General features: G+C 69.4%; 19 protein-coding genes and 1 pseudogene. 9 read left to right on the top strand and 11 right to left on the bottom strand.

The window, feature by feature from the left end:
• Window positions 1–7 precede the first annotated feature (7 nt).
• Window positions 8–1921, top strand: a complete 1914-nt coding sequence (locus LWP59_RS30135; protein WP_144640529.1) for a fumarate reductase/succinate dehydrogenase flavoprotein subunit — start codon at window positions 8–10, stop codon at window positions 1919–1921.
• Window positions 1918–2673 carry a succinate dehydrogenase/fumarate reductase iron-sulfur subunit gene (locus tag LWP59_RS30130; RefSeq protein WP_144640521.1) on the top strand — a complete coding sequence of 252 codons (756 nt, stop codon included), beginning with the start codon at window positions 1918–1920 and terminating at the stop codon, window positions 2671–2673. Before LWP59_RS30135 ends, LWP59_RS30130 begins: the two co-directional genes overlap by 4 nt.
• Here LWP59_RS30130 and LWP59_RS30125 read toward each other — a convergent pair whose 3' ends face one another.
• The 3 genes and pseudogenes from LWP59_RS30125 to LWP59_RS30115 form a co-directional block, all read right to left on the bottom strand.
• Entirely contained in the window at window positions 2674–4446 is a 1773-nt protein-coding gene (locus LWP59_RS30125) for a P-loop NTPase fold protein (RefSeq protein ID WP_144640518.1), read from the bottom strand.
• A gap of 63 nt (window positions 4447–4509) precedes the next feature.
• Window positions 4510–5174 (bottom strand): annotated as a pseudogene (locus LWP59_RS30120) (glycoside hydrolase family 75 protein).
• A 90-nt stretch (window positions 5175–5264) separates the two neighbouring features.
• The gene (locus LWP59_RS30115) at window positions 5265–6428 is read right to left on the bottom strand and encodes an ROK family transcriptional regulator (protein WP_144640515.1); all 1164 of its coding nucleotides are present in this window, start codon (window positions 6426–6428) and stop codon (window positions 5265–5267) included.
• Window positions 6429–6508: 80 nt separating this feature from the next.
• On the opposite strand from LWP59_RS30115, the gene ggh reads away from it, so the two are divergent.
• The gene (gene ggh, locus LWP59_RS30110) at window positions 6509–7885 is read left to right on the top strand and encodes a glucosylglycerate hydrolase (protein WP_144640512.1); all 1377 of its coding nucleotides are present in this window, start codon (window positions 6509–6511) and stop codon (window positions 7883–7885) included.
• Between the two features lie 3 nt (window positions 7886–7888).
• On the opposite strand, the gene LWP59_RS30105 is transcribed toward ggh, so the two are convergent.
• The 4 genes from LWP59_RS30105 to LWP59_RS30090 form a co-directional block, all read right to left on the bottom strand.
• Complete coding sequence (locus tag LWP59_RS30105; RefSeq protein ID WP_144640510.1) at window positions 7889–8773, bottom strand: amino acid ABC transporter permease; 885 nt, start codon at window positions 8771–8773, stop codon at window positions 7889–7891.
• Window positions 8770–9417 carry an amino acid ABC transporter permease gene (locus LWP59_RS30100; protein ID WP_144640507.1) on the bottom strand — a complete coding sequence of 216 codons (648 nt, stop codon included), beginning with the start codon at window positions 9415–9417 and terminating at the stop codon, window positions 8770–8772. Before LWP59_RS30100 ends, LWP59_RS30105 begins: the two co-directional genes overlap by 4 nt.
• 92 nt (window positions 9418–9509) lie before the next feature.
• Window positions 9510–10418: a glutamate ABC transporter substrate-binding protein gene (locus LWP59_RS30095; protein WP_144640505.1), complete on the bottom strand. Its 909-nt coding sequence runs from the start codon at window positions 10416–10418 to the stop codon at window positions 9510–9512.
• A 55-nt stretch (window positions 10419–10473) separates the two neighbouring features.
• The gene (locus LWP59_RS30090) at window positions 10474–11202 is read right to left on the bottom strand and encodes an amino acid ABC transporter ATP-binding protein (RefSeq protein WP_186383316.1); all 729 of its coding nucleotides are present in this window, start codon (window positions 11200–11202) and stop codon (window positions 10474–10476) included.
• Window positions 11203–11416: 214 nt separating this feature from the next.
• Between LWP59_RS30090 and LWP59_RS30085 the strand changes: the two genes are divergently transcribed.
• The 4 genes from LWP59_RS30085 to LWP59_RS30070 all read left to right on the top strand — a co-directional run bounded on the left by LWP59_RS30085 (window position 11417) and on the right by LWP59_RS30070 (window position 14420).
• Window positions 11417–11638 carry a ribbon-helix-helix protein, CopG family gene (locus LWP59_RS30085; protein WP_144640498.1) on the top strand — a complete coding sequence of 74 codons (222 nt, stop codon included), beginning with the start codon at window positions 11417–11419 and terminating at the stop codon, window positions 11636–11638.
• The gene (locus tag LWP59_RS30080; RefSeq protein WP_144640495.1) at window positions 11638–11985 is read left to right on the top strand and encodes a type II toxin-antitoxin system PemK/MazF family toxin; all 348 of its coding nucleotides are present in this window, start codon (window positions 11638–11640) and stop codon (window positions 11983–11985) included. The genes LWP59_RS30085 and LWP59_RS30080 overlap by 1 nt, the downstream gene beginning before the upstream one ends.
• A 480-nt stretch (window positions 11986–12465) precedes the next feature.
• On the top strand, window positions 12466–13956 hold the full coding sequence (gene miaB / locus LWP59_RS30075) for a tRNA (N6-isopentenyl adenosine(37)-C2)-methylthiotransferase MiaB (RefSeq protein ID WP_144640492.1): 1491 nt from the start codon (window positions 12466–12468) through the stop codon (window positions 13954–13956).
• The gene (locus tag LWP59_RS30070; RefSeq protein ID WP_144640489.1) at window positions 13953–14420 is read left to right on the top strand and encodes an Rv2732c family membrane protein; all 468 of its coding nucleotides are present in this window, start codon (window positions 13953–13955) and stop codon (window positions 14418–14420) included. Before miaB ends, LWP59_RS30070 begins: the two co-directional genes overlap by 4 nt.
• 357 nt (window positions 14421–14777) lie before the next feature.
• Here the strand turns inward: LWP59_RS30070 and LWP59_RS30065 are convergent, their stop codons facing one another.
• Both LWP59_RS30065 and LWP59_RS30060 read right to left on the bottom strand, forming a co-directional pair.
• Window positions 14778–15374, bottom strand: a complete 597-nt coding sequence (locus LWP59_RS30065; RefSeq protein ID WP_144640486.1) for a TetR/AcrR family transcriptional regulator — start codon at window positions 15372–15374, stop codon at window positions 14778–14780.
• Between the two features lie 13 nt (window positions 15375–15387).
• The gene (locus LWP59_RS30060; RefSeq protein WP_144640485.1) at window positions 15388–17730 is read right to left on the bottom strand and encodes a glycoside hydrolase family 3 protein; all 2343 of its coding nucleotides are present in this window, start codon (window positions 17728–17730) and stop codon (window positions 15388–15390) included.
• A gap of 93 nt (window positions 17731–17823) precedes the next feature.
• On the opposite strand from LWP59_RS30060, the gene LWP59_RS30055 reads away from it, so the two are divergent.
• Window positions 17824–19044: an MFS transporter gene (locus LWP59_RS30055; protein ID WP_191334961.1), complete on the top strand. Its 1221-nt coding sequence runs from the start codon at window positions 17824–17826 to the stop codon at window positions 19042–19044.
• Window positions 19041–19481 (top strand): DinB family protein, encoded by a 441-nt coding sequence (locus tag LWP59_RS30050; RefSeq protein WP_191334962.1) that lies wholly within the window; start codon window positions 19041–19043, stop codon window positions 19479–19481. Before LWP59_RS30055 ends, LWP59_RS30050 begins: the two co-directional genes overlap by 4 nt.
• On the opposite strand, the gene sucD is transcribed toward LWP59_RS30050, so the two are convergent.
• Together sucD and sucC are read right to left on the bottom strand one after the other, a co-directional pair.
• Window positions 19472–20356 carry a succinate--CoA ligase subunit alpha gene (gene sucD, locus LWP59_RS30045; protein WP_233921946.1) on the bottom strand — a complete coding sequence of 295 codons (885 nt, stop codon included), beginning with the start codon at window positions 20354–20356 and terminating at the stop codon, window positions 19472–19474. The genes LWP59_RS30050 and sucD overlap by 10 nt on opposite strands.
• Before the next feature lie 4 nt (window positions 20357–20360).
• Entirely contained in the window at window positions 20361–21530 is a 1170-nt protein-coding gene (gene sucC, locus LWP59_RS30040; protein WP_233921945.1) for an ADP-forming succinate--CoA ligase subunit beta, read from the bottom strand.
• Between the last annotated feature and the right edge of the window lie 471 nt (window positions 21531–22001).

Genomic DNA, 22001 nt, shown 5'->3' with positions numbered 1-22001 from the left:
CAGCTGAATGACAGAGGTCGAGCGGCTCGACTACGACGTGGTGGTGATCGGTGCCGGTGGTGCCGGTCTGCGAGCCGTCATCGAAGCCCGCCAGCGCGGGCTGTCCGTCGCGGTGGTGTGCAAGTCGCTGTTCGGCAAGGCCCACACGGTCATGGCCGAGGGCGGCTGTGCGGCGTCGATGGGCAACGCGAACTCGAACGACAACTGGCAGGTCCACTTCCGCGACACGATGCGCGGCGGCAAGTTCCTCAACAACTGGCGGATGGCGGAGCTGCACGCCAAGGAGGCGCCGGACCGCGTGTGGGAGCTGGAGACCTACGGCGCGTTGTTCGACCGCACGCCGGACGGGCGGATCAGCCAGCGCAACTTCGGCGGGCACACCTATCCGCGGCTGGCGCACGTCGGCGACCGCACCGGGCTCGAGCTGATCCGCACCATGCAGCAGAAGATCGTGTCGCTGCAGCAGGAGGACAAGGAGCGCTACGGCGACTACGAGGCCAAGCTCAAGGTCTTCGCCGAGTGCACGGTCACCGACCTGCTCAAGGAGGACGGCCGGATCGCGGGCGCCTTCGGGTACTGGCGCGAGAGCGGCCGGTTCATCCTGTTCCAGACGCCCGCGGTGGTGCTGGCGACCGGCGGGATCGGCAAGTCGTTCAAGGTCACCTCGAACTCCTGGGAGTACACCGGGGACGGGCACGCGCTGGCGATGCGCGCGGGCGCGACGCTGATCAACATGGAGTTCGTGCAGTTCCATCCCACCGGGATGGTCTGGCCGCCGAGCGTGAAGGGCATCCTCGTCACCGAGGGCGTGCGGGGTGACGGTGGGGTGCTGAAGAACTCCGAGGGCGAGCGGTTCATGTTCGAGTACGTGCCCGACGTGTTCAAGGGCCAGTACGCGGACAGCCCGGAAGAGGCCGACCGCTGGTACACCGACGCCGACAACAACCGCCGCACCCCGGACCTGCTGCCCCGCGACGAGGTCGCCCGCGCGATCAACTCCGAGGTCAAGGCCGAGCGCGGTTCCCCGCACGGCGGGGTCTTCCTCGACATCGCGAGCAGACTCACGGCCGAGGAGATCAAGAAGCGGCTGCCCTCGATGTACCACCAGTTCAAGGAGCTGGCGGATGTCGACATCACGACCGAGCCGATGGAGGTCGGGCCCACCTGCCACTACGTGATGGGTGGCATCGAGGTCGATCCGGACACGGGTTCGTCGACGGTGCCCGGCCTGTTCGCGGCCGGGGAGTGCTCGGGCGGTATGCACGGCTCCAACCGGCTGGGCGGCAACTCGCTGTCGGACCTGCTGGTGTTCGGCCGCCGCGCCGGCCTGGGCGCGGCGTCGTATGTGGAGTCCCTCGACGCCAGGCCGCAGGTGGCACAGTCCGATGTGGACGCGGCCGCGCGCACGGCACTGGTGCCGTTCGACCCGCCGGGCCGCGGGGTCGAGGAGAACCCGTACACCCTGCACAGCGAGCTGCAGCAGACGATGAACGACCTGGTCGGCATCATCCGCAAGGCCGAGGAGATCGAGCAGGCGCTGGTCAAGCTCGAGGAGATCAAGCAGCGCATCGGCAACGTGCTGGTCGAGGGGCACCGCCAGTTCAACCCCGGCTGGCACCTCGCACTCGACCTGCGGAACATGTTGCTGGTCAGCGAATGCGTGGCGCGCGCGGCGCTGTTGCGCACGGAGAGCCGGGGCGGGCACACCCGCGACGACCATCCGCAGATGGACTCCTACTGGCGCAAGCAGCTCCTGGTGTGCGAGACGACGACGGACGACCCCCTCGCGCCGAGCGTCACCGTCACGCCGAAGGACCAGGAGCCGATGCGCGACGACCTCCTGGAGCTGTTCGAGCTCGGTGAGCTGGAGAAGTACTACACCGACGAGGAGCTGGCGGCTCACCCGGGGAGGAAGGCATGACCTACAAGGCGAACTTCCGGGTGTGGCGCGGCGACGCCGAAGGCGGCGAGCTGCGGGACTTCACGGTCGAGGTCAACGAGGGCGAGGTCGTGCTCGACATCATCCACCGCCTGCAGGCCACCCAGGCCTCGGACCTCGCGGTGCGCTGGAACTGCAAGGCGGGCAAGTGCGGGTCCTGCTCGGCGGAGGTCAACGGGCGGCCGCGACTGCTGTGCATGACGCGGATGTCCGTGTTCGACGAGGACGAGGTCATCACGGTGACCCCGATGCGCACGTTCCCGGTGATCCGCGACCTGGTGACCGACGTTTCGTTCAACTACACCAAGGCGCGTGAGATCCCGTCGTTCACGCCGCCGGCCGAGCTGAAGCCCGGCGAATACCGGATGCAGCAGATCGACGTGGAACGCTCGCAGGAGTTCCGCAAGTGCATCGAATGCTTCCTGTGCCAGAACACCTGCCACGTGGTGCGCGACCACGAGGAGAACAAGGAGCAGTTCGCCGGGCCGCGGTACCTGATGCGCATCGCCGAACTGGAGATGCACCCGCTCGACGTGGCCGACCGCCGCGAGGCCGCGCAGGCCGAGCACGGCCTCGGCTACTGCAACATCACGAAGTGCTGCTCCGAGGTCTGCCCGGAGAACATCCACATCACCGACAACGCCCTGATCCCGATGAAGGAGCGCGTGGCCGACAAGCGGTACGACCCGCTGGTCTGGCTGGGCACGAACCTGTTCCGGCGCAACAAGAAGTAGCTACCCGGCCGCGGCGAGTCCGGTCAGCCAGGCCCGGACCTCGCCGGGGTCGGTGGTCACACCGTCCGCGTCCAGCTCCTCGGCCTGCGCCAGCCGCGCGGGCGTGACCTGTCCGGTGTAGAAGAAGGCCGGACCGTGGTAGAGCCCTCGTTCCCGTAGGTAGCGCAGGTCCGTGAAGCCTGCCTGCGGGTCATCGCCTCGCCGGATGTCCGATACGAGCGCCGTGGGGCGGAGCCGGGGCAGGATTTCGATCGCCTCATCCCGGTTCGTGACAGCCTCGACCCGTGCGCCGCCTGCTCTGAGGTCGTCCATCAGGTACCCCGGACCATCGGGTTCGTCGTCGATCCACAGCACGCGCATGCCGGCGAAGGTGTCGGTCCGCCGCGGCGTCCGACCCACCGGATAACCGCTGTACGGCGACGAATCCGCGACCAGCGGTTGCCGGAGCCGCCGCCACTGTGCGGTGCCGAGCGGCAGGCTGCGCAGCAGCGCGATGAACTCCTTGTCCCGTGCCAGCTCCGGAAAGCTCACCGGGAGCTCCTGGGTTACTTCTTCGAGGCATTCGGACAGTTCCGCTTTGGACGCGTCCGGCTTCGGCGACTTCACACCGGTGGCCGCGAACAGCCGTTCCTGGCGCGCCGGATCGGGCTCGGTGTCGTGCCGGACATGCTCACGGAAGTCGTGGTAGTCGAGGAACCGGGCGGCCATGTCACCCTCGGCCGAGTTGATGACCATGTTGTAGAACTCGGGGTAGAAGTGACGCAGCAGGATGATCTTGACCAGGTTCTCCGCGCCCAGCTCGTTCCCGCCGCGGCCCAGATGGTGCTCGAGCACGAAACTGTTGATCAGCCGCTTGATCCGCCGCGGGTTGCGGCCGGTCCGCTCGATCAGGAGCGTCTTCATCGAGTCGTCGAAGAGATGGGCCGTGCCCGACCGCTGGACGTAGCCGTCCACCAGGTTCCGGGCCAGCGCCGAGCTGGGCGGCGGGATCGGGTAGCTGACCTGGATGATCTTCTCCAGGTACCGCACGCCGTCGCTGACCCGGTCGTTGCCGACCGCGCGCCACAGCACCGCCTGGTCGCAGGCGAGGACGAAGACGATCCCGGGCACGTCGAGGTAGAGCTTGATCGCCTCGCAGACCTCGAAGATCCGCTGGTCCGAGCAGCGGTCGAGGTCGTCGACGAACACCACCAGCAGCCGCTGCCCGGTACCACCACCGCCTTTCGCCAGCCACGCCAAGGCCATGTCCCGGACGACGGTCTTGATCTCGTTGCGGGACTTGCCATCGACCGCGAGTGCTCGCCACACCGAGTCCACCACCTGGCCGAGGCCGAAGAAGCTCGACGCGACCAGGGACGCGGCCCGCAGGGCGCCGACGACGTGCGTGCGGCGGAGGGTGCCGCGTACGGCTCGCCGCAGCACGTTGCGGTCGAAGCTCAGCAGCACTGACTTGATCAGCCCTTCGACGGCACCGGCCCGTTCGGACGTCCAGGCGTTGAACCAGACCGTGCTGACCGCCGGATCCCCCCGCAGCGCGGTGTCGAGCCGGCGCAGCAGGCTGCTCTTGCCCATGCCCCAGCCCGCGTCGATCGCGACGGTGAACGGCGCCGCGCCGCGCGAGGCGAGGATCAGCTCCGCGAGGTTGCCGGCCGTGACCGTGGACTCCAGGAGATCCTCGTTCCCGCCCTCGCCGATGGGGGAGTCGTTGAGGACGGCGAACCCCGGTGCGGGCTGAACGGGGTTGCTGAAGCCTGCCTCGTCGAAACCGGTCACAGGAGGTTTATACCGCTCACGCGGGGGTGAGGGCGGGCTTTCCGGGAAAGCCCGCCCCCGCCCTCAGTTGTTCTGGAGGAACTGGCCGGCCAGCGTCTGACCCGTCGAGGTCGCCTTGTCGTGGTTCTCGATCCGGCGAGACAGTGGAGTTCTTGAAGCAGATGTAGGTCACGCCCGACTCGGTGCCGCCCGTGCTCGGGTCCGGGTCGACGCCCAGCGCCTGCGCCGTGGCGTACGACGCCTCACCGATGATGTCGGCGGGCCGGTGTCGCCGATGACCGCGTAGACGATCTTGCCGTTGTAGATCACCGCGCACGAGCCACCGCCCTTGAGGCCGGCGGAGGAGTAGTTCCACGTGCTGCTCGGACTCGGTACGACGATGTAGGGCAGCCGCGCGGCGTTCAACGGCTGGTCGTCGGACTGGTGGAACGCCGTGTCGGGGTAGAAGCAGCAGTCGGTGTCCTCGTCGCACTGGCTCGTGCGCTGACCATCGCAGTCGATGTCCATGTCGGCGTGCCAGAACACCGCGCCATTCGCGCCGCACACCGGGATCGTGCGGCTGCTCTCCTCGTCGGTCTTGTACTCGCCGTTCGAGATCTGGCTGCAGCTCTGCGTCTTGGCCCGCAGCTGGGCCGCGGTGGGTGCGGCCGCGGTGGCGGCGGTGCCGTGGCGGTCGGGAACAGGCTCGCAACCAGGAGGAGGACGGCGAGCACGACTTTTCGGCGCATGGCGCTCCCTAGTTAGGAAAGTTTCTTAACATTTACGGGGAGTGCTCAGGATGCTCCGGCTGGTCACCGGCCACAAGAAACTTTCGTAGGTTACGCGTGCACGAGCGCGTCCACCGCCGCCGGCGCCAGCACCTCGTCCGCCACCAGCCCGGCCAGCCCGGTGAGCGTTGTGTTGACGCCGAGCAGGCACGCGTCGACGCTCACTCCGTCCAGCGCGCTCGTGTGGGCGTTCGCCAGCACGGCGTCGCGCAGGCTGTTCAAGAACGGTGGCAGCACGCCGATCGCGCCGCCCACGCGCAGGTACCGCGGGTTCACGATGGTGACGACCGTGGCGAGCACGGTGCCGACGAGCCGCCCGGCGGCCGCCGTCACCCGGATCGCCTCGATGTTCCCCGCGTGCACGCGGCGCACGACGTCCTCCGCCGTGCGCACGCCTGTCGGCCGCAGCCGGCGGATCACGGCCTGGCCGCTCGCGATCGCCGAGACACAGCCCCGGCGGCCGCAGTCGCAGCGCTGTTCGTTGCCCTCGATCCGGATGTGCCCGATCTCTCCCGCCGACGCCGTCTCGCCGCGATGCGTACGGTTCGAGATCACCAGGCCGGCCCCGATACCGGTGCCGACCTTCACTCCGACCAACGCGGCGTCCGGACGGCCGAGGTCGCAGTACGCGCCAAAGGCGAGCGCGTTCGCGTCGTTCTCGAGGAACACCGGCACCGCCAGCGCCTCGCTGAACCGCTCACGCAGCCGCAGGCCGCTCCAGCCCGGCATCGTCGGCGGGGCGATCGTGGTGCCCTGCTCGTGGTCGATCTGACCCGGCACACTCAGCCCGAACGCACACATGCTGTCCGTGCGGCCGGACTCCGCGAGCAACTCGCGGCCCTTGTCGAGCAGGTAGGACAGCGTTTCCCCGGGCAGATGGCCCACGGGCAGCGGCCGGTGCACCTGGGCGAAAACGGTCCCGCGCAGGTCGACGACCGCGATCGTCGCATGCCGTTGCCCGACGTCGGCGACCAGCGCGGTGCGGCCCACGTCGTTGGCGGCGAGCATCTGCGCCGGACGGCCGCCGCTCGAGGCCCGCAGGCCCGTCTGGCGGATCAGCTCGAGCCGGTGCAGCACCTCGAGGCGTTCGACCATGGTCGGCCGCGACAAACCGATGCGATCCTGCAGCTCCTGCCGGGTGAGCGGGCCCTCGGCGCGCAGCACGGCGAGGATGTGCCCGGCTGAAGTCGGCGGGCCGGAACGAGGGGGGCGCACGTTGACAGGTTCTCCTGCGTAGACTTATGTTCAATCAGCTGACAGAAGTCTAACCGGCCCCCGGATGTGGAGAGAACCAGATGCGTGCGGCCCGCCTGCCCGACGCCCCCGCCGACAGACGGCCCGTCCGCTACACCCACCCCACTCTCGCGGCGAGGGCGGCGCGCGTGTTGCGGGACAACGACACGGGAGTCGTCATCACCGCCGCGCCGCGGCTGTACCCGCACATGTGGAGCTGGGACGCGGCGTTCATCTCCATCGGTCTTGCCCGCCTCGACGTGCAGCGCGCCATCGCCGAGCTCGACACCCTGTTCGCCGCGCAGTGGCGCAACGGCATGGTGCCGCACATCGTGTTCACCGACGACGACGCGTACTTCCCGGGGCCCGACCGCTGGGGCACCCACGAGGCGCTCGACGGCCCACGGCACGTGCGCACCTCGGGCATCTGCCAGCCGCCGGTGCACGCGATCGCGGTGCGCCGAGTGCTCGACATCGCACGCCGGTCGGGGCCGAACGACCGCATCGACGCCGAGCGCTTCGCCCGCCGGATCTGGGCCAAGCTCTACGCCTGGCACCGCTGGCTCGTCGAGTACCGCACGCCGGGATCGAGCGGGCTCGTCGCGATCGTGCACGGCTGGGAGTCCGGAATGGACAACTCGCCGCGCTGGGACGTGCCCTACGACGCCGTGCATCCGGGCGCCGCGCTGCCGCCGTACGTGCGCAAGGACGTCCGCGTGGTCGGCGACCCGAACGAACGGCCCACCGACCGCGAGTACGACCGGTACCTGTGGCTGATCGAGGAGATGCGCCGCGCCGGTTACGACCAGCGCAAGATCGTGGAGAACTCGAGCTTCCTCGTGGGCGACGTGTTCATCACCGCGTTGTTCGCGATGTCCTGTGACGTGCTGCTGGAGCTGGGCCAGGAGTTCGGGCAGGAGCCCGCGCAGCTGGCGGACCTGGCCGACTGGGCGGCCAAGGCCAGGACGGCGGTCGCGGCGAGCTGCCATTCGGTGTCGGGTATGGCCCGCGACCGCGACCTGCGCACCGGCCGCTGGCTCGACACCCAGACCATCGCGGGGTTCTCGCCGCTGCTGTGCGGCGGCGCCCCGGACGACGTGCAGCTGCGCCTGTTGTCGCTTTTGGACAGTGACCGCTGGTGCGGGCACCCGGACCTGCTCGCGCCCGTGCCGCCGTCGGTCTCGCCGATGCGGCCCGGGTTCAACACCCGGCAGTACTGGCGCGGCCCGCAGTGGCCGGTGCTCGTGTGGCTGTTCAGCTGGGCCTTCGAACGCCGTGGCTGGCACGAGCGCGCCCGCAGGATGCGCGACGGCGGCATCCGGCTGACCGACGACGGCTCGTTCGGCGAGTACTTCGAGCCGTTCACCGGGGAGCCGCTCGGCAGCACCGACCAGTCCTGGACCGCCGCCGTGGTCCTGGACTGGCTCTGCGCGGACTGACGGTCAGACGGTGCCACCCTGGGCCCCGGACGCGGCGGCCAGCGCCAGCTGCTCGGCTCTCGCGTTGGCCGCCGTCAGGTGCTTCTTGCTGCGCCGGTTGCGTTTCTCCAGGTACGTCGCGAGCGCGGTGAGCAGCAGGCACAGCGCGATGTAGATCGCCGCGACCACGATCGTCGACGGCACGATCGGGCGGCCGAACTGCCCCTGCGAGCCGATGTAACGGGCGTAGTACAGCAGTTCCTGGTACGTGACCAGGAAGCCGAGCGCGGTGTCCTTGAGCAGCACCACGAGCTGGCTGATGATCGTCGGCAGCATCGCCCGCACCGCCTGCGGGATCAGCACGAAGAACATCACCTGCGTCTTGCGCATACCCAGCGCGTACGCCGCTTCGCGCTGGCCCGCGGGCAGCGCGAGGATGCCGGCGCGGAACACCTCCGCCAGCACCGAGCCGTTGTACAGCGTCAGCCCGAGCACGACCGCGAGGAACGGGGTCATCGGGATGCCGGCGGCGGGCAGGCCGTAGTAGAACAGGAACATCAGGACCAGCAGCGGGATCGCGCGGAAGAACTCGACGACCGCCACCGAGATCCCGCGTAGCCACGCGTGCTCCGACAGCCGGCCCGCGGCGAACACCGCGCCGAAGACCAGTGCGAGCACCGCGCCGACGGCGAACGCCTTGAGCGTGCTCAGCACGGCGCCGGCCAGATCGGTCTGGACCTGGGTGTACTCCAGCCACTCCCACTTGCGGCCCGCGAACTGCCCGCTGTCGTAGAAGCGGTAGACGATGAAGGCGATGATCGCCAGCACGATCACCGCGCCGAGCGCGGCGAACAGCCGGTAGCGCAGCCGCGCCTTCGGGCCGGGGACGTCGAACAGGACGTTGGTCATCGCGCCACGCTCCAGCGCTTCTCGAGGGACCGCTGGACGAACGACAGCACCGCGACCAGGATGACGAAGCCGAGTGCGACCCACAGCAGGCCGACCAGCTGGTTCTCGCCGCGTTCGGAGAGGTACTGGCGGATCGCGCCGGCCTCGGCGACGGAGAACCCGGCGGCGATCGTGGTGTTCTTCAACAGGGCGATCAGCATGCTCACCAGCGGCGGCACGACCGACCGGACGGCCTGCGGCAGCACGATCGAGCCGAGCACCTGCGTGAAGGTCAGGCCCAGCGCGCGAGCGGCTTCGGCCTGGCCGACCGGCACGGTGTTGATCCCGGACCGGACCACCTCGCAGATGAACGCCGAGGTGTAGAGCGTCAACGCGACCACCGCCGCGGTGAAGTAGCTCAGCTCGAGGATCTCCAGCAGCGGGTAGGCGAACACGAGGAACACGAAGACCAGCGTCAGCGGCGTGTTGCGCAGCAGGGTCACGTAGGTGGTTCCGACCGCGCGGAAGACCGGCACCGGGCTGACCCGCAGCATCGCGAGGAAGGTGCCGAAGACCAGGCTCGCAATGGCGGCGAGCACGAACAGCTTGATCGTGGTGAGGAAGAACGGACCGTAGAGGTCCAAGTTGTCGAGCAGGACGTCCATCGAGCCTTCCCCGCGGCAGGTGTGGAGGGATTACGGGTGGAAAAACGGGACCGGTGGGCGCTGGAGACGCCCACCGGTCCCGAGAGCGACGCTCAGTACCGCTGGATGGTCGGCTTGGTCGCGGTGGAACCGGACTTGCCGAGGGTGCTGTCGTAGATCTTCTGCCACGTGCCGTCGTCGAGCGAGGCCTGCAGCAGGTCGTCGATCTTGTTGCGCAGCGCCGAGTCGTCCTTGTTCAGGCCGACGCCGTAGGGCTCCTGCGAGAACGGCTCGCCGACGACCTTCAGGGTGTCCGGGTCCTGCGCGGCGAAGCCCTTGAGGATCGCGTCGTCGGTGGTGACGGCGTCGACCTCCTTGGTGGCCAGCTTTTCCACGCACTGCGAGTACTTCTGGAACTCGACGATGTTGCCCGGTTCGGTCAGCTGCTGGTCGCGCACGCGCTGGATCGGGGTGGAGCCGGTCACCGAGCAGACCTTCTTGCCCTTGAGCGTGTCCTTGCCGGTGATCGAGTTGTCGTCCTTGCGCACCAGCAGACCCTGGCCGGCCTGGAAGTACGGGCCCGCGAAGGAGACCTGCTGCTTGCGCTTGTCGGTGATCGTGTACGTCCCGACGTAGTAGTCGACGTCGCCGTTGGCGATGGCGGCCTCGCGGGCGCTCGAGTCGACCGTCTTGTAGGTGATCTTGCTTTCGTCGTAGCCGAGGCCCGCCGCGATGAGCTTGGCGATCTCGATGTCGAACCCGGAGTACTTGCCCGTCGTCGGGTCCTTCTGGCCGAGACCGGGCTGGTCGTCCTTGACCCCGATGGTCAGGCCGCCCTTGCTCTTGATCTTGGCGAAGGTCGGCGACCCTGCCACGTCGACGTTCTGCGCCACCGTGTAGCTCGGCGCCGCCGCGGCGTTGCCCGTATCCCCGGTACCGGTGGAGGGCGTGCCCTCCTTACCGCATGCGGTCAGCGCGAGCGCGCCGACCAGCAGCCCTGCTGCCAGGGTGCGGATTTTCATGGGAACTCCCCTGTTTCCTTCTGCTGCACGACGCGGGTTCGCGCCGCGGACTTCCTTAGTGAGTCAGGATCTTGCCGAGGAAGTCCTTCGCCCGATCGGACTTCGGCTGGGTGAAGAACTCGTCCGGCTTCGCGTCCTCGACGATCTCGCCGTCGGACATGAACACCACCCGGTGCGCGGCGCGGCGGGCGAAGCCCATCTCGTGGGTGACCACGAGCATCGTCATGCCGTCCTTGGCCAGTCCGGTCATGGTGTCGAGCACCTCCTGGACCATCTCCGGGTCCAGCGCCGAGGTGGGCTCGTCGAAGAGCATCACCTTCGGCTTCATCGCGAGCGCGCGGGCGATCGCGGCGCGCTGCTGCTGCCCGCCGGACAGCTGCGCCGGGAACTTGTCGGCCTGGTTGGTGATGCCGACCCGCTCGAGCAGTTCCATCGCGTTCTTGCGGGCCTCGGCCGCGGGGATCTTGCGGACCTTCTGCGGCGCCAGCATCACGTTGTCCACGATGCTCTTGTGCGCGAACAGGTTGAACGACTGGAAAACCATGCCGACATCGGCCCGCAGCGCCGCGAGCGCCTTGCCCTCGGCGGGCAGCGGCTCGCCGTCCACCGCGATCTCGCCCGAGTTGATCGGCTCGAGGCGGTTGATGGCGCGGCACAGCGTCGACTTGCCGGAACCGGAGGGGCCGAGCACCACGACGACCTGACCGCGTGGCACCTCCAGGTTGATTTCCTTCAGCACGTGCAGGTCGCCGAAGAACTTGTTCACGCCGGTCGCCCTGATCATCGGCGGCGCTGACGTCGCTGTGGTCATCGATCCCTCCATGCACCCCGGCCCATCCGGCGATCTAACACCGAAGCGGCGGCAGGCGCCCGCAAATCGGACTAAAAGCAACCTAGGCGTCATCTAGGCGCCCGGAAGCACTTTAGCCACGAGTGCACCTTTCGTGCCCTCAGCCTCCGGGTAGCATCAGAGTAGCAAAGGGGGTAGCATGATGGGTATGAAGCTGAGTGTCAGTCTGGGTGAGGAAGACGTCGCCTTCCTGGACGAGTACGCGGCACGAACGCAGGCGGGGTCCAGGTCGGCAGTGCTCCACCGTGCGATCGAGTTGCTGCGCGCGTCGCAGCTCGAGAACGCCTATCAGGCCGCGTGGGAGGAATGGGAGGTGGAGGAGGGCGAGCTGTGGGATGCCACGACTGGTGACGGCCTGGCGGTCCGCTGATGCGCCGTGCCGAGATCCGGCTCGTCGACCTGGAGCCGGTGCGTGGCGCCGAGTCCAGCAAGACGCGTCCGGCGGTGATCGTCAGCAACGACGGGGCCAACGGGGCCGCTTCCCGCCTCGGACGGGGCGTGGTCACGGTCGTGCCGGTGACCACGAACGTGACGCGGGTGTACCCGTTCCAGGTGCTCCTTCGGGCAGAGGAGTGCGGACTGAAGGTCGACTCCAAGGCGCAGGCCGAGCAGGTGCGGTCGGTGGCGGTGGAGCGGATCGGACGCAAGACGGGGCAGGTGCCTGCGTCGGTGATGGCGAAGCTGGACCAGGCGCTGCGGGTACACCTGGGCCTGTGACTGCTGCGCTCCGGTGTGGTCGGGTCGGCCCGGGTGGGTGGTGCGCGGCTGCGGCAGGGCCGGTTGCGGCTGGTGGGCGCGGGTGAACCCAGGCGCGGCTGCCGCTGGCGCGGTCGTGCGCGGGTGAACCCAGGCGCGGCTGCGGCTGGTTGGGTGCGGTCGCGCGCTGGCAAGGCGCGGGTCGTGCGCGGGTAACTCAGGCGCGTTTGCGCTGGGCGCGGTTGCGGCTGGTGGTGCGGTCGCGCCGCTGGCCGGGCGCGGTTGTGCGTGTGGTGTCCCGTGGGCGTGGGCGTGGTCGCGCCGCGTGGGCCGGGTGTGGCCGGGCCGCGCGATCGCAGTGGTCGAGCGTGGTTGTGTGGCGTGCCGTGTGAGGTGGGCGTGGTGTCAAATGGCCGCCGCCAGTCGTGCGGTGGGGGAGCCTCGCGCGCCTGCGTCCGGGGCTGTGAGCGCCGGAACGGACCAGGTTTACCCTGGTAGGCGATGAGTACGACAGAGGTCGGCAAAACCTACCAAATACGCACGTTCGGCTGTCAGATGAACGTGCATGACTCCGAGCGCCTCGCCGGGCAGCTGGAGGAAGCGGGCTACCTGCCGGCCGCCGAGGGTGGCGCGCCGGACCTCGTCGTGTTCAACACCTGCGCCGTGCGGGAGAACGCCGACAACAAGCTGTACGGCACCCTCGGGCACCTGCGCCCGGCGAAGGACGCGAACCCGGACATGCAAATCGCCGTCGGGGGCTGCCTCGCGCAGAAGGACCGCGGCGAGATCGTCAAGCGGGCGCCGTGGGTCGACGTCGTGTTCGGCACGCACAACCTCGGCTCGCTGCCGGTGCTGCTCGAGCGCGCCCGGCACAACGCCGAGGCGGAGGTGGAGATCCTCGAGTCGCTCGAGACGTTCCCCTCGACGCTGCCCGCCCGGCGCGACTCGGCCTATTCGGGCTGGGTGTCGGTCTCGGTGGGCTGCAACAACACGTGCACGTTCTGCATCGTGCCCTCCCTGCGCGGGAAGGAGCGCGACCGCCGGCCGGGCGAGGTGCTCGCCGAGGTCGAGGCGCTCGTCGCCGAGGGCGTGCTCGAGGTGACGCTGCTCGGCCAGAACGTCAACTCCTACGGCGTCGAGTTCGGCGACCGGCAGGCGTTCTCGAAGCTGCTGCGGGCCACCGGCGGGATCGACGGGCTGGAGCGCGTCCGGTTCACCTCGCCGCACCCGGCCGCGTTCACCGACGACGTGATCGACGCGATGGCCGAGACCCCGAACGTGTGCCACCAGCTGCACATGCCGTTGCAGTCGGGTTCGGACCGCGTGCTGAAGGAGATGCGCCGGTCGTACCGGTCGAGCCGCTATCTGTCCATTCTGGACAAGGTGCGCGCGGCGATGCCCGACGCTGCCATCACCACCGACATCATCATCGGCTTCCCCGGCGAGACCGAGGAGGACTTCCAGGCGACGCTCGACGTCGTGCGGCAGGCGCGGTTCTCCAGCGCGTTCACGTTCCAGTACTCGAAGCGGCCGGGCACTCCCGCGGCGGACATGCCGGGGCAGCTGCCGAAGCAGGTCGTGCAGGAACGCTACGACCGGCTGGTCGAGCTGCAGAACGACATCGCCTGGCAGGAGAACAAGAAGCTCGTCGGGCACAAGGTCGAGCTGCTCGTCGCGACGGGTGAGGGCCGCAAGGACGCCGAGACCCACCGGATGAGCGGCCGTGCCCGCGACGGCAGGCTCGTGCACTTCACCCCGGCAGGTTCGGCGGTGGATCGCGAGGTGCGTCCCGGCGACATCGTCGAGACCGTGATCACCTACGGCGCCCCGCACCATCTGGTCGCCGATGGGGAGGTGCTGACCCACCGGCGCACGCGGGCGGGTGACAACGTGGAGGCCGGGCTGCGGCCGAAAACCGACGGGGTCAGCCTGGGGCTGCCGTCGTTCGGTGCCCCCGCGGCGCTGCCGGTGACGAGTGGGTGCGAGGCATGAACGAGAACGAGACCGACGTCGACCGGCTGGGTGCGGACGTCGACGCGATCGGCAAGAAGGTGTCCCGCACCGTCGAACTGGGGCGGCGGGGATTCGTCATCTCGGTGCTGGTGTTCGTGCTGATCGTGGGGCAGATCCTGCCGTGGGTGGGCGACCACGTCGGCTGGCAGGTGCTGTTCGGCCAGGGCGGCGCGATCCCGCAGCTGTTCGCTGCCACCTCGACCGTGATCGGCGTGCTGTGCTCGGTGCTCGCGCTCGGCACCCGGCGCTGGTGGCTGACGTGGGTGTGCGCGATCGGCGGCTGGTTCTCCTCGGTGGACGGCCTGCTGGCCGTGTGGTCGCAACAGTCCTCGGGCGCGAACAACGCCGTCGGCGGCGGGCCCGGCATCGGCATGATCATCGCGTTGATCGCGATCATCCTGCTGGCCGGCAACTGGATGCGCACCGCCTTCTCCCGCGCCTGACCCCGCGCACGCCACCGGCGGTGGCAGTGTCGCCGCCAGGCCACCCGAGCCCGCGACCGCCCGGCAAGTCCGGATTCGGTTCAGTTTCACGCCGACCGGGCCGTGGCACGGCGGCCCGGCAAGTCTGGATCCGGTCCAGTTCCACGCCGACCGAGCCGCGGCGGTGTGGCAAGTCCGGATCCGGTTCAGTTTCACGCCGACCGGGCCGTGGCACGGCGTGGCAAAACCCGCCCGACCGGTGCCCGCGCCGCGAGCTGCTCGCGGTGGGCGCCGAGCTGGAGCGGCTGTTCGAGTCCCGGGAGATCAGCCACCGCCCCCCACCTGATCCAGCACGCGCTGGACCGGCGGCCCGCGGCTCTAACCCCACCGCGCTCGCAGCAGGTCCACGTACGCGCGGAACTCGTCGGTCATCGAGATCCGCTCCGGGTCCAGCAGCCACTGCTGCTGCAGACCGTCGAGCACCGCGATCGTCGTGTGGACGAGGGTGCCGACCGGTGCGTCGGCGCGGATCTCGCCGCTCTCCTGACCGGCGCGCACGGCCTCGGTCAGGAAGCGCTCGATGCCCGCGTAGTGCTCCCGGACCCACTCGTGCGCGGGATGTCCCGGCTCGGTGCCCTCCGCGGTCACCCGCACGAACAGGCCCACCAGCTGCGGTCGAGCGGCGTTGCGGGCGACGAGCGCGGTCAGCGCGTCGAAGGCGCTCCACCCGACCGGTTCACCTTGGCCGGCAACGAACTTGCTGTCCTCGGCGTCCCGCTCGGCCAGCACCGCCGAGAGCAGCGCGGTCTTGCTGGGGAAGTGGTGGAGCAGACCGGACTGCGACAGCCCGGTCTTCTCCGCCACCCGCGCGATCGAAGTCCCCTGGTAGCCGGACGTCGCGAACAACTCGACCGCCGCCTGCACGGCCTTCGCGCGGGACGCCTCACCGGACAGCTCACCCCGGGATCTCGCCATGATCGCGCTCCTCTCAGGCCGTGACGCGGACGTCGCCGAGCCCGCGGGCGATCAGCACCGCACCGGTCAGCGGCCGCCAGGAACCGTTGTCCCACACGCGTTGCACCCGCGGGTCGCAGGAAACCTCGACCTCGGCTCGCGCGCCCGGGTCGAGATCCACCCCGGCCCAGCCGATGAGCCGCACCGGCTCGCCTTCCGGTCGAAGGTAGACCTGCACGACCTCACGCCCGGTACGGGCGCCGACGTTGGTGACCTCCACGCGGACCGATCGCACCACGCCGTCGTCCTCGACACGCCGGGCGTCGCCGTAACTCCAGTCCGTATAGCCGAGGCCGTGCCCGAACCAGAACAACGGCTCGGTCGTCCAGCCGCGGTAGCCGACCGCCGTGCCTTCGGTGTAGGCGAGCTCGCCCTCGACCGGTGTGGTCGACCAGGCCGGACCTTCTCCATCCCGTTCGGGAAACGTCGTGACGAGCCGCCCGGCCGGTTCGATCTCGCCGGTGAGCGCCGCGGCGACGGCGTCCCCGGCCTCCTGACCGGGCAGGCCCGCCCACAGCACCGCGCCGACCTCGTCGAGCCACGGCATGAGTACCGGTGTCGCCGCGTTCACCACGACGACCGTCCGCCTCGCCGCGGCGGCGACGGCGCTGACGAGCGCGTCCTGCGCGCCCGGCAACGCGAGCGTGCTCTTGTCCGCGCCTTCCGTCTCCTGCTCCTGCGTCAGCCCGACGACGACCACGGCGAGGTCCGCGCCACGCGCGGCTTCGGTCGCTTCGCTGATCCCGTCGGTGTCGGGCCTCGGTGAGAGCCGCGCGATCAGGCCGAGCGTGCGCATTCCGGGTTGGGCCGCCGTCACCGCGCGCACCCGCGCGCCAGGCTCCAGTCGGCCATCGATCGTCCAGCTCGGCGGATGCAGCACGCTGCCGCCGAGCGCCTTCGGCTCCTCGAGCCGGACCGTCTCCTGCCGGTCTCCGGCCTCGAAGGTCCACTCACCGGTGCCGCGCAGCCCGATCTCCATGGGGTGCGGCGACACGATCTCGGCGGCCAGTTCGATGGTCGCGGCGCCGTCGAGCCAGCCGCCGTCGCCCGCGCTGACCTCGGACGTGTCGATGAGCCGGGATTCGAGCACCACGCCGGACCCGTCCCGCGCTGTCACCCGCATGCCGAAGCCGCCGGTCACCGGGTCGCGCAGCACTCCGGGCGCCGCGGGCAGTGGCTCGGCCCGCACTTCGACGCCGTCGACGACCGTCGCGCCCAGCGCCTCGCGCAGCGCATCACCGATACCGACGATGTGCGGGGGCCGGACTCGAGCGGAACCCCCGCCCTGCCCGATGGTCTCGATCGCGTGGCGGCCGATGACGACCACCTTTCCCTGGCCGGCAAGGGGAAGCGTCGAGTCGCGGTTGACCAGCACCGTCATGCCCCTGGCCGCCATCCGCCGCAGCTGCTCGCGCCGCTGCGGGCTGTCGGGCGCGGGCAAGCCGTCCGGAACCTGGGGCGGGCCGAAGGCGCCGACCCGGTCGGCCAGCCGGAGCAGCCTGCGCAGGTGCTCGTCCACAGTGGACTCGGAGACCTCGCCGGCCTCGACCGCCGCCACCAGCTCGCCGCCCCACGGCCCGTCCGGCCCCGGCATGACGAGGTCCAGCCCGCCGTTCGCGCTGGCGGCGGTGGAGGTGGTGGCGAACCAGTCGGACATCACCAGGCCGTCGTAGGCCCATTCGCCCTTGAGCAGGCCCTCGATCAGCTGCTCGTGCTCGGTCGCGGTGACGCCGTTGATCCGGTTGTAGGAGGCCATGACCGCCCACGGACCCGCGTCGTGCACCGCCATCTCGAACGGCAGCAGGTACACCTCGCGCAGCGTGCGCTCGTCGACCACGGAGCTGACACTCGTTCGTTCGGTCTCGGACTCGTTCGCCAGGAAATGCTTCGGCGTCGCCGCGACGCCCTTGTCCTGCAGGCCTTTGACGTACGCGACGGCGAGCGCGCCGGTCAGCAGCGGGTCCTCGCTGAACGCCTCGAACAGCCGGCCACCGAGCGGGCTGCGGTGGAGGTTGATCGTCGGGCCGAGCACCACGTGCACGCCCTGCGCCGCGGCCTCGTCGGCCAGCAGGGCGCCGACCTCCGCCGCGGTCGCGGGGTCCCAGTGCTGCGCGAGCAGGGTGGCGTTCGGCAGCAGGCAGGCGATCCGGCCGCCGGTGAACTCGGTGCCGCGGACGCCGGTGGGCCCGTCGGACAGCACCAGCGCGGCCAGGCCGATCTCGGGTTCGGGATGGAGGCTGAACAGCGCCGCGCCCGTCAGCAGGCGGACCTTCGCGGGGAGGGGGAGTGTCGCTATCGCTTTGTCGACCTCGGTCATCGACCGAGCGTACCGACCAAGTAGTCGGTCGGTACACCCTTTCGAGTCCTGGCCGCGACCGAGAAGTGACCCGAAGGGCATACTACATACTGTATGCAGAAAGCCGGAGTGATTCGCGACTTCTACGGCAGGCGCTACCGGATCGGCGAGAGCGACCGGGCCCTGCTCGGCAGGCCTCGGGCCTGGATGCTCGGCGCGACCTGGGCCGCGATGCTCGCGGCCGGTGCCGGGCAGTACGGGTACGGCGCACTGCTGCCCGCGATCGTGGCGGACCGGGGCTGGACCTGGCAGCAGGGATGCTGGGTCCTCGCGCTGTGGACGGTCTGCCAGAGCGCGAGCGTCTATCCGGCGGCGCGGGCGCGGTTCACCCCGGCCGCCACGCTGCTGGTGGGCGCCGTGCTGTGCGCGTCCGGGTTCGTCGCGCTGGCCGGGTCCGGCGATTTCGTGGTGGTGCTCGTCAGCCACGCGGTACTCGGCGGTCTCGGCGCCGGACTCGTCTACGGCACCTGCGTACGAGTCGTGACCCGCTGGTATCCCGAGCGGTCGTCGCGAGTCGCCTTGGTGACAGGTGCCTTCGCCTACGGCGCGCTTCCGTTCCTGCTGCTCGGCTTCGGGGCCGCGGCCATCGTCGTGGTGGTGCTGGCCGGGGCGAGCGCACTCGTGCTGCGCAACCCGCCGGAGGACTGGTGGCCCCAGCACGTCGACCCGCAGCGGTGGGCGCTGGACAAGACGGTCAACCCGAGCCTGCGCCGCAACCGTCCGCCGATCCGGCAGTACTCCATCGCGGAGGTCGTGCGCTGCCCGGCTTCGCGTCAGCTGTACTTCGCGGTTTCCTGTGCCGCGGCGATCTCCTTGTTCGACATCGCCTATCTGGCGGCGTTCAAGGGGATCCTGGCGGCGGCGTTGTTCGCGGGCGCGAGCGGGGTCGCCCGGGCGGGGGCCGGCTGGGCGGGCGCGCGGTTCGGCCGCCAAACCGTCCTTTGTGGAGCGCTGGCGGCCGGCGGACTGGCGCAGTTGCTGGTGGTGGGCTCGCTCGTGGTCTTCGGTGCCTGTCTCGCCGGCGCTGCGTGCGGGGCGTGTTACGCGCTGCTGCCGGGTGTCGTCGAAGGACATTTCGGTGAGCGGCTCGGACTGCCGAACTTCGGGCTCTTCTACGGGGCGAAGGCCGCGGGCGGACTGATCGGCGTGCTGCTCGCCGCGTACGTCGGTGCCACCGGCTTCGTGGTGACCGCGGTGCTGGGCATCGCCGCCGCCGCGCTGCTGGCCTCGTTGCGCCAGCCCGGGCGGCCGGTTCTGGCACTCTGGCGGATGTGAAGTCCTCGCGCGACGACATCCTCGAGCTGTTCGACTACTGCTGGCAGCGTTTCCGGACGCGGATGGACGGGTTGACCGACGAAGAATGGCGTTGGCAGCCCGGCGCGGACGACCGGGTCACGTTGCGGTGGCGGCTGACGCATATCGCCGACACTCTCCGCGAGGAGCGCAACGCCCGGTGGCTCGGCCTCGCCCCGTCGCCGAACCCGGTGCGCGAAGTCGTCGACGCCACAACGGCTCTCGCATCGGTGGAGGAGGCGTACGCGACTTGGCGCGGCCATCTCTCGTCGGTGACCGAGGAGTCGCTGGCCTCGCCCATAGGAAAGACCGCCGGGCGCTACGGTCACGCGACCCGGCGGTCCTTCGCTCTGCACATCGTGGATGAGTTCATCCACCACACCGCCGAAGCGGCGTTGCTGCGCGACCTCTACACCTGAATGGCCTTGCGGGCGAGGTCGGCGGTTTCGGAGGGTGTTTTGCCGACTTTGACGCCTGCGGCTTCGAGGGCTTCTTTTTTGGCTTGGGCGGTGCCGGCGGAGCCGGAGACGATGGCGCCGGCGTGGCCCATGGTTTTGCCTTCGGGGGCGGTGAAGCCCGCGACGTATCCGACGACGGGTTTGGTCACGTTCTGGTTGATGTAGGTGGCGGCGCGTTCTTCGGCGTCGCCGCCGATCTCGCCGATCATGACGATGACCTCGGTGTCGGGGTCGTTCTGGAAGGCTTCGAGGGCGTCGATGTGGGTGGTGCCGATGACCGGGTCCCCGCCGATCCCGACCGCGGTGGAGAACCCGATGTCACGTAGTTCGTACATCATCTGGTAGGTCAGGGTGCCGGACTTGGACACCAGGCCGATCTTGCCGGGGCCGGTGATGTCGGCTGGGATGATGCCGGCGTTGGACTTGCCGGGGGAGATGACGCCGGGGCAGTTCGGGCCGATGATGCGGGTGGTGTTGCCCTTCGCCACGGCGTGCGCCCAGAAGTAGGCGGAGTCGTGCACCGGGATGCCCTCGGTGATCACCACGGCCAGCGGGATCTCGGCGTCGATGGCCTCGATCACGGCGTCCTTGGCGAACTTCGGCGGCACGAAAATGACCGACACGTCGGCGCCGGTCTCCTTGATGGCTTCCTCGACCGTGCCGAACACGGTGAGGTCCTTACCGGCGATGGTGACGGTCTGCCCGGCCTTGCGGGCGTTCACCCCGCCGACGATGTTCGCCCCGGCCTGCAGCATCTTGGTCGCGTGTTTGGTGCCCTCGGACCCGGTGATGCCCTGCACGATGATCTTGCTGTGGGAGTCAAGGAAAATCGACATTGTCTTACGCTCCTGCCGCCGCGAGCTCGGCAGCCTTGTCCGCCGCGTTGTCCATGGTGTCCACCTGGGTGACCAGCGGGTGGTTGGCGTCGTTGAGGATCCGGCGGCCTTCGTCGACGTTGTTGCCATCGAGCCGGACGACCAACGGTTTGGTGGCCTCGTCACCCAGGATCTTCAACGCCTCCACAATGCCGGTCGCGACCGCGTCACAAGCGGTGATACCGCCGAACACGTTCACGAACACGCTCTTCACGGCCGGGTCGTTGAGGATGACGTCCAGCCCCGCGGCCATCACCTCCGCCGACGCACCGCCACCGATGTCGAGGAAGTTCGCCGGCTTCACCCCACCATGGCGCTCCCCGGCGTAGGCGACCACATCCAGAGTGGACATCACCAGCCCGGCACCGTTACCGATGATGCCGACCTCACCGTCGAGCTTGACATAGTTGAGGTCCTTCGCCTTGGCCTTGGCCTCCAACGGGTCCTCGGCCTGCTTGTCCACCAACTCCTCGTGCCCCGGGTGGCGGAAGGAAGCGTTCTCATCCAGGGTGACCTTGCCATCCAGGGCGACGATCCTGTCCTGCGGATCGCGGACCAGCGGGTTGACCTCCACCAGAGTGGCGTCCTCGGCGACGAAGGTCTCCCACAGCTTCACCACCGCGTCCGCGGCCCGCTCCTTGATCACCCCGGGGAAGCGGCCCTCGGTCAGGATCTCCAACGCCTTCGCCTTATCCACCCCCGCGATCGGGTCGACCGGGACCTTCGCGAGCGCGTCCGGCCGCTCCACAGCCAACTGCTCGATCTCCATACCCCCCTCGGCCGAGGCCATCGCCAGGAAGGTGCGGTTCGTGCGGTCCAGCAGGAAGGAAAAGTAATACTCCTCCGCAATATCGGACGCCTCGGTCACCAACACACGGCGCGTGATATGGCCCTTGATGTCCAACCCGAGGATGGCATCCGCCTTCTCCCTCGCCTCGACCGGATCCTTGGCCAGCTTCACACCACCAGCCTTACCCCGACCCCCAGTCTTCACCTGAGCCTTCACCACAACCTGACCACCGATCCTCTCGGCAGCAGCCTGCGCTTCTTCCGGGGTACTCGCAACGGCACCGGGCAAAACCGGCACACCATGGGCGGCGAAGAGATCCTTCGCCTGAAACTCGTAGAGGTCCATACGGATATTGTAGACTGTATGCAGTATGAGTGGAAGGGGTTTGTGCAGGTGGACGGCTTGTGTGGTGCCGGTGGCGGGGGCTCGGTGGCGGTCTGCGGCTGGCTCCGGAGGGTTGGTTCGGTGGCGCTTGTCGGCGCTTTGGGCCGGATGGACTGCTTCGGCTCGGGGGCGGTCACCGGTACCTCGGAGACTCAGCTCCGGCGCTCATTGGGCGGCATGGAAGGGGCCGGCCCGTGGCGCCCATCGGCGGCTCGGGCCGGGTCGACTCGGCGGCGTCCACCGGGGCTTGGGTCGCTCCGCCCCGTGGCGGTCCGCGGCGCTCCGGCTCCATTCCGCGCCACCCGCCCATGGCCGCACACGATCGCCGACGTTCGGCCGCGCCCGGAACGGGAACCCACCTCCTCAAGAGCGCCCTCCGTTGCGCCGCCTCGAAAAGACGGTTTCGTGCCGTAGTGCTCCAGCTCACGCGAT

Origin of the sequence: Amycolatopsis acidiphila (assembly GCF_021391495.1) — a bacterium.
GTDB classification, from domain to species: Bacteria; Actinomycetota; Actinomycetes; order Mycobacteriales; family Pseudonocardiaceae; genus Amycolatopsis_E; species Amycolatopsis_E acidiphila.
The sequence above is the reverse complement of the archived record's forward strand: the minus strand, read 5'-3'. Positions and strand labels throughout refer to the sequence as shown.